Origin of the sequence: Nitriliruptor sp. (genome assembly GCF_040882075.1) — a bacterium.
In the GTDB taxonomy this organism is placed as follows: Bacteria; Actinomycetota; Nitriliruptoria; order Nitriliruptorales; family Nitriliruptoraceae; genus Nitriliruptor.
The window spans coordinates 1-9,648 of the sequence record NZ_JBBEBZ010000231.1 but is presented as its reverse complement, the minus strand read 5'-3'; the positions used below and the strand labels follow the sequence as shown (position 1 = coordinate 9,648).

Here is a 9,648-nt window from a genome sequence, read left to right as displayed (position 1 = left end):
AGGACGACTTCATCGCCCTGATGCCGGGCGGCGAGGTGCACACCAGCGAGGCGGGGTGTTTCGCCAAGACCGTCGGGCTCGACCCCGACGACGAACCCACCATCCACGGGGGCGCGACGTCGCCGCACGCGTGGCTCGAGTCGGTCGCGGTCGACGAGGACGGCAAGGTCGACTTCTCCGACACCAGCTACACCGCCAACGGACGCTGCACCTTCGGGCTCGACGACATCCGCCACCGCGACCCGGCGGACCTGCCGAAAGCCAAGTACCTGTTCATCCTGAACCGCAACGAGAACATCATCCCGGCGGTCGCCAAGCTCAAGCCCGACCAGGCCGCGTACTACTTCATGCTCGGCGAGACCAAGGGCACCTCGGCGGGCGGGGCTGCTGAGGCTGGCAAGAGCCTGCGCGTCCCGGGGACCAACCCGTTCTGGTTCGAGAACGACGCCTCGCAGGCCAACCGGCTGCTCGAACTGCTCGAGACCAGCGAGCTCGAGGTCTACCTGCTGTCGACCGGCCGCGTCGGTGGGCCGGAGTCGGAGGAGGGGTCCAAGAAGGTCAAGATCCCGCACTCGGCTGCCGTGCAGAAGGGCATCGTCGAGGGGACGATCGAGTGGGTCGAGGACCCGGACTTCGGCTACCTCGTGGCCGAGTCGATCCCGGACTTCGACGACCCGGAGCTGCTGCAGCCCCGCAAGCTCTACGAGCGGCAGGGTCGCCAGGACGAGTACCAGCAGATCGTCGACCGGCTCCACACCGAACGGGCCGAGTACCTCGATGGCTACGAGGGCCTCGACGAGCGGGTCAAGCGCGCCAGCTGACGCGGCACGGACCACCGGTGAGGGACCGCTGCGGCGGTCCATCAGCCGTGTGTAGCTCGGGTGGGGACCCGTTCGAAGTCGGGTGGCGTGCTGGCGAACCAGCTCTCGAGCTCGGCGTGCACCTGCTCCGGGGTCGGCGGCGCGGGCGGGGCCGGTGGCGTGGGTACGGAGGCCGCAGCTGCGGCGACCGAGGCCACGGGTGGTGCCGGTGGCGTCCACGCTCGCGGTTGGGCGGGTGGTGTCGGTGGCGCGGGCCGGGCCGGTGGCGCGAGTGGTGGCGGAGGGGCGGGGACAGCGGACGGTGTCGGGCGCGAGGTGTCGCGCTGGGGGGTCGGGGCCGGTTCCTCCGGGATCTGGATCGCCTCGTCGCCCGCGGCCGTGGCGGCGCGGTAGCGGTAGACGGTCGCGTCGCCCTCGACGATGAAGGTCTCGGGCTCGGGGGGACCGGGACGGTGGTGGAGGACCGGGCGGTCGATCCGGCCGGCCAGCTCGACGAGCGTCGACACGTCGCGGACGTCGACGATGCCGTAGCCAGCCGGGGTCGTGACGGCGTCCACCTCGACCAGGCGACGGCCGTAGCGAGCCCGGGTGCGTGCAGCCTCGTCGAACCCACGCTGGCGGGCGGCGCCGGTCAGACCGGTCAGCAGGGCGAACAGCGCCACGCCGAGTCCGATCGATGCAGCGGTCCGGGCGTGGTCGACCGACAGGCTGCGTCCCGCGAGGGTGAGCTGCGCGGGTTCGGCGTCGGGCAGCGTGACCGTGTCGTCCTCGGTTCGGGCGATGCCGGGGATCGGCGCGCTATCGGTCTCCGGGGTGGTGCTCGTGCCGGTGCCGGTGCCGGTGCCGGTGCTCGTGCTGTTGTTCGTGTCGGTGCCGGCAGCCGTGGGGTCCGAGGTGGGGTCGGCTGACTCGGTACCGGCGCCCGCCGCGGTCGCGTCGCGGAGCACGAGTCGGTTGGCGTCGAGTTGGAACGCGAGCTCAGGGGTGAAGGCGGAGGTGTGCGCGGTGCCTCGGACCGAGCCGGCGACGGTGATCTCGGCGGCGACGGTGATCGTCGCGCTCCCTCCGCCGACGCCGGTCTCGTCCGCGACGCGGGTGAGGGTGCGGCGCAGCTCGGGGATGGTCAGGTGACCAGCGAGCGTGAGCCGCCCGCCGTCGAACGAGTTCGCCGTTCCGAGGGGTGAGCGCTGCGACCAGCCCGAACCGTCGGCGAGGTCGAGCCACAGCTGGCCCGTCGCCGAGGGGTTGCCGAGGCCGTCGACGGCGTAGGTGAAGGCGAGGTCGAGCTCGTCGACCTGGCGGAGGAACACCGGGTCGCCGGTGATCAGCCGACCGTCGGGGTAGACCAGGCTCGGCTCTGCGTTGGCGGTGTAGGTGAACTCGCCGCGGTGGGTGTAGACGACGTCGCCGCTGGTGGTCAGCGGACGCGTGAACGCGGTCGCGGCGAGCGCGACGGAGAGGAGCCCGACGACCGCGGCGGTGGCCGCAGCGCGCGACGGCCAGCCGGTCCAGGTGAGTCGGCGGGCAGGGGTCTCCGATGGCGCGTCTGTGCGTGATGGTCCTGGCGAGGCGCCGCCGGAGGCAACGCGCGCGGCCCCGTCGAGCGGTGCCGCGTCTGTGCGTGATGGTCCTGGCGAGGCGCCGCCGGAGGCAACGGGCGCGGCCCCGTCGAGCGGTGCCGCGGAGGGCGTTGCCTCCACCGAGCGCCGACGCCGGAAGCCTGCGATCAGGCCCGCCGACTTGCTGGTCGAGTCGGAGGTGGTGGGCTCGGTGGAGCCGCGGCGACGGGGAGTGGAGATCACGATCGGGGTTCCGGTCGTCGAGGAGGGGCGCCGCGCGCGGCGGCGGGAGAGCTTGCGGCCGCCGCTGAAGGCGAGTGCGGCGAGGGCGGTGACGGCGGTGGCCCGGACGGGAGTTGGGACCTCGAGGATCCGGCCGGCCCGGGGGACGTGGAACCGCGGCGTCCCGAGGATGTCGGCGTCGGTCGGGCGGTCCTGGTCGAGCCAGTCGTTGTTGTCACCCTGGGTGATGAACCCGTCGGCGTCCTCGTCGACGATCCGGTGGAGCACGACCGTGTCGAGGAGCTCGCTGCGGTAGGCGATGACGTCACCGACGCGGTGGTCGGCAGCGCGGGTGATCACGACGAGGTCTGACGCGCTGTAGGTCGGCTCCATGCTCTCGCCGTGCGTGCTGACGTAGGTCGCGCGGCCACCGAGCTGTGCGGGGCCGAACTGGAGCCAGGCGACAGCCAGCACGAGGATCAGGACCACGCTGCTGATCGAACGTCGTGCACCCACGGTTCTCACCCCCTCGGAGCGGACGGCCCGGCTGGTCGATCCCAGCCGGGCTGTCGCTGCTGACGTCACTGCTCGATCAGAGCGGCGACTAGGAGACCGCGACCGCGAAGTTGGCGGCGCCCGCGGTCGCCACGTCGGTGTAGGAGCAGTCCGCCTCGGTCGGAGCCAGCTCGGTGACCGTGCAGTTGACCAGCGCCGAGTCGAAGCCTGCGTCGACCGTGCGGCCGAATTGGGTTTCTGAGAAGACGAGCTTGGTCGACGCGATCTGGCTCCCGTTGGCGCTCAGCGTGTGGCCGACCGAGGTGACGGTCGCACCCGTGACCGCGACCGTGCCGTAGCCCGCGACGTTCGGGCCCTCGATGGTGTTGCTGGCGGTGAAGGCGGAACCGGCGAAGAGGAGCGTCACGGCCGCGGTGCCGAGCACGAGACGCTTGGAGAGGTTGGTAGGCATGGAGGTTTCTCTCTGATCGGTGGGTGGATGCCGGCTGACCGGGTGGATCCCGTGGTTCTCGCGCCTCCACCTGGTGGTGGGTTCGCCGTGCCGGACACCCCTGGTCAACGGCGTTCCGGGTCGACATGAGGACTCGTGACCACGCCACCGCTAGTCACCCGTGGACACCGCGCCGGATGGTCGGCACACGCAGCGGCAGCCCCCGTCGAACACGAGGAACACCCCCGACGAGAGACCGTCGGGGGTGCGGTGGAGGCCCGGAACGGGAGATCGCGCGCGAGGCGTGCGGGTGGTCAGGCGATCAAGAGGCCGGCCGGCACGGCCGTCAGCTCCGGTTGGGTGGCAGCCTCGTCGGGGCGTGAGGTGACGCTGGAGACCGTCCCCGCGGGGCCGAGGGCGAGGACGTCACTCGCGCCGCCCACACGGGAGATCGCGTCCTGCGCCAGAATCAGCAGCGAGGTGTCGATCGGCAACCGGTCGCCGATGTCTCCGAGCTGGGTCTCCAGCATCGCCAGCGCGAGGCTCGCGATGGTGTTGGCGTTCCGGACCTCGTGAACCGTCACCTTGGCGAGCTCGCGCCACGCGGCCAGGGACACCGCGTCGCGCTGCATCCGCGCGATGGACAGCTCACGTGCTTGGCGGCTGCGTAGCTCCGGCGCCGGTTCGGCGGGGACGACCCGATCGTGTTCGCGGCACAGGCGCTCGAAGGCGGTGACGTCGGCGGTCCCTCCGACCGTGGACAGCGCGTAGGTGCAGGTGACCTGCACGTCCCGATCCCGACCGAGGTCGCCGCATCGCTCCTCGAGATCGAGCGCCGCGGTGACGTGACCGCGCTCCCACAGCTGCCCACCCAGTTCGCTGTGCACACGGATCGGTCGGCCGTCGGTCCCCGCCTGGAACGTCGACGCGAGCCGGTCCACGAGGTGGAACGGATCGACGCGACCATCGACCAGCAGCGATCCGATGAGCGCATCAACGTCGACGGCGCACAGCCGGCCGTCACGGACCGCTGCGGCGACGTCGACACCCGCAGCGGACATCGCCGCCGAGAGCGCCCGACGCCGGGTGTCGGTCACGATGAGGACCACCACCTCGTCGTCCGCCAAGGCGCTGGCAAGTTCGGTGGCCACGTCGTGGACGAGCACCTGCTCGTCGAGGTGCAGGACGAGTCGGTGCTCGGGGCGCGCCGTGGTGGGCAGGTACCGGGCGTCGTCGACGGCCAGGAGTTGACGCAGCTGCTCGGCCGGCAGCGGTTTGACGAGCACGAAGCCCTGAGCGAGGTCGCACCCGAGGCCGGCCATCCGCGCGCACTGGTCGCCGGTCTCGATGCCCTCCGCGACGACGCTCATCCCGAGCGCGTGGGCGAGATCGACGATGGCGCGGATGACGTCGGATCCGGCCGTGTCGATGGTGAGCGACCGGTCGAGCTTGCACATCTGAAACGGCAGCTCGCGGAGGCGGGCGAAGGAGGTGTGACCGGCACCAAAGTCGTCCAGCGCGATGCGGACGCCGAGGGAGACGAGGGCGTCGAGGGTGCGACGGACCGCGTCGAGGTCCGCCATCTCGTGCTCGGTCACCTCGATGTAGACGTCCTCGGGACGGACCCCGTGACGACGGCACGCGTCACCGACGATGTCGGCCAGGTCATCGGAGACGAGCTGGCTCGGTGCCGTGTTGATGGTGACGAAGAGGTGGCCGGGCCACCGAGCCTGCTCGGCGATGGCCGTGTCGATGATCCAGCGGCCGAGCTGCTCCATCGTGCCGTTGCGCTCGGCGTCCGCGAGGATCTCGGCGGGCCCGAGGATCCCGGCATCCGGGTGCACCCAGCGCAGCAGCGCCTCCGCCCCGACGATGCGGCCGGAACTCTGCGACACGACGGGCTGGTAGTGCAGCTCCAGCTGTCCCTGTCGGAGCGCAGCAGCGGACATCCCGTCGTACGACACGGTGGATCCCATCGTGGGGCGCGGCCAGCGGGGTTTCGGCGACCATTCCCCCTAGCATCGGTCACGCTCCGTGAAGTAACAGTGACGGAACGTCACGCGTACGTGGACGTTCCGTCCGTCCGTTCGGCCCGGAGTTCCGCCCGAACGGCCGCTGGATGGGACGTGTCCGCGGCCCGCAGGGTCCCCGCTCCCCCCAGGAAGGGGTCCTCCTTGCTGCAACGAAGTACCGTGATGGCGTGGCTGGCGTTGACGACAGCCACGGCGGGACCGGACGGCTCGTCCACCGACCCGCTGGTCCTGCTCGAGCAGTGCCCGCTGCCGGTCGCGGTCATCGACCTCGCCGAGGGCACGCTCGTGCGAGCGAACCCGTCGTTCGCCGAGGTGTTCGGTATCGAGGGTCCGTCGGTCGGGACCCCGCTGCGGTCCCTGGCCCCCGACGAGGTGGACCTCGGGTCCGTCTTCACGTCGCTCCGCGAGGGCGGGATCGACTCGTTCGAGGCGCGGCGGGTCCTGCAGCGCCTCGACGGTTCCCTCCTCCCGTCGACCAGTTGGGTCACGATCCTCGACGACCAGCAGCGACAGCGTGCGCTGTGGGTGCTGGTCACCGACGATGTCGACCTGGAACCGGTCCCGCTGCCGTCCCGCTCGCGGTGGCCCCGCGCTGTCGAAGGTGTGATCATCGGCGTCCTCGACGAGGGCCTGCGGGTCGCCCAGGTCAGCCAGAGCGTCGAACGCAGTCTCGGGTTCGCGCGCGCGGAGGTGATCGGTCACGCCGCGACCTGGTTCGTCCACCGCGAGGACGTGCCGGTCCTGCTCGGATCGATCGCGCACGCGCTGGCCGAGCGTGGTGGGGTCGCCACGCAGCTCAGGATCCGTGACCGCGACAACCGGTGGCGGCGGATGCACGTCACGTTCGTCCCGCTCGCCAGCGACGAGCTCCAGATCGGGTACACCCTCGTCCCGGTCATCGCCACCGAGCCGAGCGTGACCGCCCGGCTGCAGGGCCTCGAACAACGTCTGCGGCGCATCGCCGGCGAGGTCGAGGCGTCCGGTGTCCCGATCGGCTCCGGGATCACCGGTGGCGACGGTGACACGGGGGCGGTCTCGGCGCGGGAGATGCCGCAGCTGGCCGACCTGACCCCTCGCCAGTGGGAGGTGCTCGATCGTCTGTGCCGGGGTGAACGCGTCCCCGGCATCGCTCGGCGGTTGTTCCTGTCGCCGTCGACCGTGCGCAACCACCTCACCGCGATCTACCGCCGGCTCGGCGTCAACTCCCAGGAGGAGCTGCTCGAGATCCTACGGAACCCACCCGAAGGGCCCAACTGACCTGCACCGGGCGTTCCTTGGGGAGCGAGGTTTCACAGGACGTCGAGGTCGTTGTGGGTGCGACCCTCGGGGTCGAGCTGGGCGTAACCGGGGCCGCGGTCGAAGAACGCCACCACCTCGCCGCGTTCCTCCCGTAGCTCGTCGCGACGGCGGGCGGTGGCGTCGTGGTCCACGACCAACGTGTCGAGGTCGAGCGGTGCCACCTCGATGCCTTCGGCGCGTGGCGTCGCGTCGTCGTCGGGCGGCTCGGCGTGTCTGGAGCGTGCCACCTCGGAGCCGTCACCGGTGAGCACGACGCCGTAGTCGCGGTCGGCTGCGGTGATCGAGACCTTGCCCCAGGCGACGTCGCGGAGGACCGCGTCGACATCGCGCTCGAGCGGGTCGCCCCAGCCGCCTCCACCGGTGGTGCGGATGCGGATCACCTCGCCGGCCTTGACGGGTTCGTCGTCGACGAGGCCCTCCATCTCGCGCTCGTTCGGGCCACCCGGGTCGATCGTCACGCGGAACGGCGAACCGGCCTTGCCGCCCTTGACGCCCCAGCACGACAGGATCGATCGGTCCGCGATGGACATGAAGTAGGCGTCCTCGAGCATGCGGATCTGCTTGTCGTAGCCGAGACCGCCGCGGTGCTTGCCCGCGCCGCCGGAGTCCTGCGCGAGCCCCAGAGACTCGACGCGGAACGGGAACCGCGATTCGGTGAACTCGGTCGGCAGGTTCCGCGAGTCGGGGACGACGTGGATGGTGTCCTCGCCGTCGCCGTGGGGCCGGCCGCCGGAGCCGCCGCCGAGCACCTCGCGCATCAGGTAGCTCGTGCCGTCGGCGCGGGTGCCGTAGACGCCGGTGTAACGGATCGTCTCCTGGTCGGCCGGCATGTCCCCGTCGACCGCCTTGGCGAGCACCCCGGACAGGACGCCGAGGAGACGCAGGATCACGAACGTCCGCGCGTTGGTCGGTGCGGGGAAGATCGGGGTGAGCAGCGTGCCGGGGGGCGGGAAGCGCATCTCGATCAGATCGACGATGCCCTCGTTCACGTCGAGTTCCGCCATCCGCTCCGGGGTCTCGGCGAGGTTGCGGAGGACCGGCGCGAGCCACTTCTTGAGGAAGTTGCCGTCGGCCCGGTCGGCGACGTGGTTGATCGGCCCCTTGGCCTGCGGCGAGGTGCCGGTGAAGTCGATGATGAGCCGGGCGTCGTCGCCGGCGCCACCCTCCTTGGTGAGGGTGATGCGCTGGCGGTGCAGCTTCGGTTCGTCGACGCCGTCGTGCTCGGCGTAGTCCTCCCACACGTAGGTGCCGTCGGGGATGCGCGGCAGGATCTCGCGCCGGTAGGTGTCGGTGTTGTTGGAGACGATGGCGTCGAAGCACGATTCGACGGTCGCGACCCCGTAGCGCTCGAACAGCTCACCGAGGCGGCGGGCCCCCATCAAGCAGGCCGAGCACTCCGCGTCGAGGTCACCGGCCAGCGACTCCGGCATCCGCGAGTTGCGGGTCATGATCGTCAGCGCCGCCTGGTTGGGCACGCCCTGGTCCCACAGCTTGATGGGCGGGACCATCAGGCCTTCCTCGTAGACGCTCGTGGCGCCCGACGGCATCGATCCGGGCACGCACCCACCGATGTCGTCGTGGTGGCCGAAGGCCTGCACGAAGCCGACGACCTGCGGGTCGGTGATGACCGGTTCGCCGGTGGCGACGTCGACCGCCGGCTCGGTGTCCTCACGACGGGCGAAGACCGGCACGGTGACGCACAGGTCGGGGAGGTGGCCGATGCCACCCTCGGAGAGGTAGACGTCGTTGTGGAAGTACACGTCGCCCGGACGCATGGTGTCGATCGGGAAGTCGCGGACCACCGGCTGCACCAGCGCCGAGTAGGACCGGCCCGTGAGCTTGCGCATCCCGGCGTCGTAGATGCCGGCGCGGTAGTCGTGGGCGTCGCGGATCATCGGCGAACGCGAGGTCCGGCCGATCGCGTCCTCGACCTCCTTCTCGATGGACGCCAGGGTGCCCTGGACGATCTCGAGGACGATGAGGTCGATGGCGCTCACGCGGCACCTCCAGCGGTCGCGCCGCCGTCTCGGCCGGCGTTCTGGTCCGAGGTGACGATGAGGTTGGCGAGCTCGTCGACGCGGGCCGTGAACCCCGGGTGGAGCGGGACCGTCGAGCCGAACTCCTCGATGATCGCCGGTCCCGTGATCACGTCACCGGCGAGGAGCCGCTCGCGGGCGTACAGCGGCGTCTCCACCGGCTCCCCCTCGAAGGTCACGGGACGGGTCCCGGTCCGGGCGCGCGACGGGTCACCGTCGCCGTTCCCGAGGCGCCGCAGTTGCGGCCGGGCGATGGGTCCGATGCCGGACACGCGCAGGTTCACCCACTCGACCGGGTGCTGGTGACCCCCGCCTCCGCCGAAGCTGGCCGGCGCTTCATGGTCGTCAGCTGGGAGCTGGCCAGCAGGTTCGGAGCGGCGTGCTCCCTCTGGCGGTTGCCTGTAGCAGTAGCCGTACAGCCGCTCGTGTTCGTCGTGGAAGGCGTCGACCACCGCCTGGGTGAAGGCGACGTCGATGGGGCCGTCCGGGGCGGGGACGCGGACCTCGAAGGCTTGGCCGTCGTAACGGAGGTCGGCGGTGCGCACGAAGCGGTGATCCTCGGGGGCGAACCCCTCGCGGTCGAGCGCGGCGGCGGCCCGGGTCTCGAGCGCGCGGTAGATGGCGTGCAGCTCGTCGCGGTCGAGCTCGTCGCTGCGGACCACGTGGGTCTGGACGAAGTCGTTCTTGACGTCGACGGTCAGCAGCCCGAAGGCGGACAGGTTGCCCGGGTCG

At 71.1% G+C, this 9,648-nt stretch carries 6 protein-coding genes and 1 pseudogene; 2 read left to right on the top strand and 5 right to left on the bottom strand.

All coding sequences use genetic code 11. The features are described 5' to 3' along the window. Window positions 1-821: phosphoenolpyruvate carboxykinase (ATP) (locus WEB03_RS16790; RefSeq protein ID WP_368072069.1), on the top strand; the 821-nt coding region annotated here is incomplete at its 5' end. Between the two features lie 41 nt (window positions 822-862). Here WEB03_RS16790 and WEB03_RS16785 read toward each other — a convergent pair. From WEB03_RS16785 to WEB03_RS16775, 3 genes are all read right to left on the bottom strand, one after another. Next, on the bottom strand, window positions 863-3,118 hold the full coding sequence (locus WEB03_RS16785) for a signal peptidase I (RefSeq protein ID WP_368072068.1): 2,256 nt from the start codon (window positions 3,116-3,118) through the stop codon (window positions 863-865). Between the two features lie 88 nt (window positions 3,119-3,206). Further along, complete coding sequence (locus WEB03_RS16780) at window positions 3,207-3,569, bottom strand: hypothetical protein (RefSeq protein ID WP_368072067.1); 363 nt, start codon at window positions 3,567-3,569, stop codon at window positions 3,207-3,209. A 293-nt stretch (window positions 3,570-3,862) separates the two neighbouring features. Further along, window positions 3,863-5,512, bottom strand: a complete 1,650-nt coding sequence (locus tag WEB03_RS16775; protein WP_368072066.1) for an EAL domain-containing protein — start codon at window positions 5,510-5,512, stop codon at window positions 3,863-3,865. A 210-nt stretch (window positions 5,513-5,722) separates the two neighbouring features. On the opposite strand from WEB03_RS16775, the gene WEB03_RS16770 reads away from it, so the two are divergent. After that, window positions 5,723-6,838, top strand: a complete 1,116-nt coding sequence (locus WEB03_RS16770) for a helix-turn-helix transcriptional regulator (RefSeq protein WP_368072065.1) — start codon at window positions 5,723-5,725, stop codon at window positions 6,836-6,838. A gap of 32 nt (window positions 6,839-6,870) precedes the next feature. Here WEB03_RS16770 and WEB03_RS16765 read toward each other — a convergent pair whose 3' ends face one another. Both WEB03_RS16765 and WEB03_RS16760 read right to left on the bottom strand, forming a co-directional pair. Then, window positions 6,871-8,877, bottom strand: a complete 2,007-nt coding sequence (locus tag WEB03_RS16765; protein ID WP_368072064.1) for a hydantoinase B/oxoprolinase family protein — start codon at window positions 8,875-8,877, stop codon at window positions 6,871-6,873. After that, window positions 8,874-9,648 (bottom strand): annotated as a pseudogene (locus tag WEB03_RS16760) (hypothetical protein); the annotation flags it as partial. The gene WEB03_RS16765 and the pseudogene WEB03_RS16760, both read right to left, overlap by 4 nt.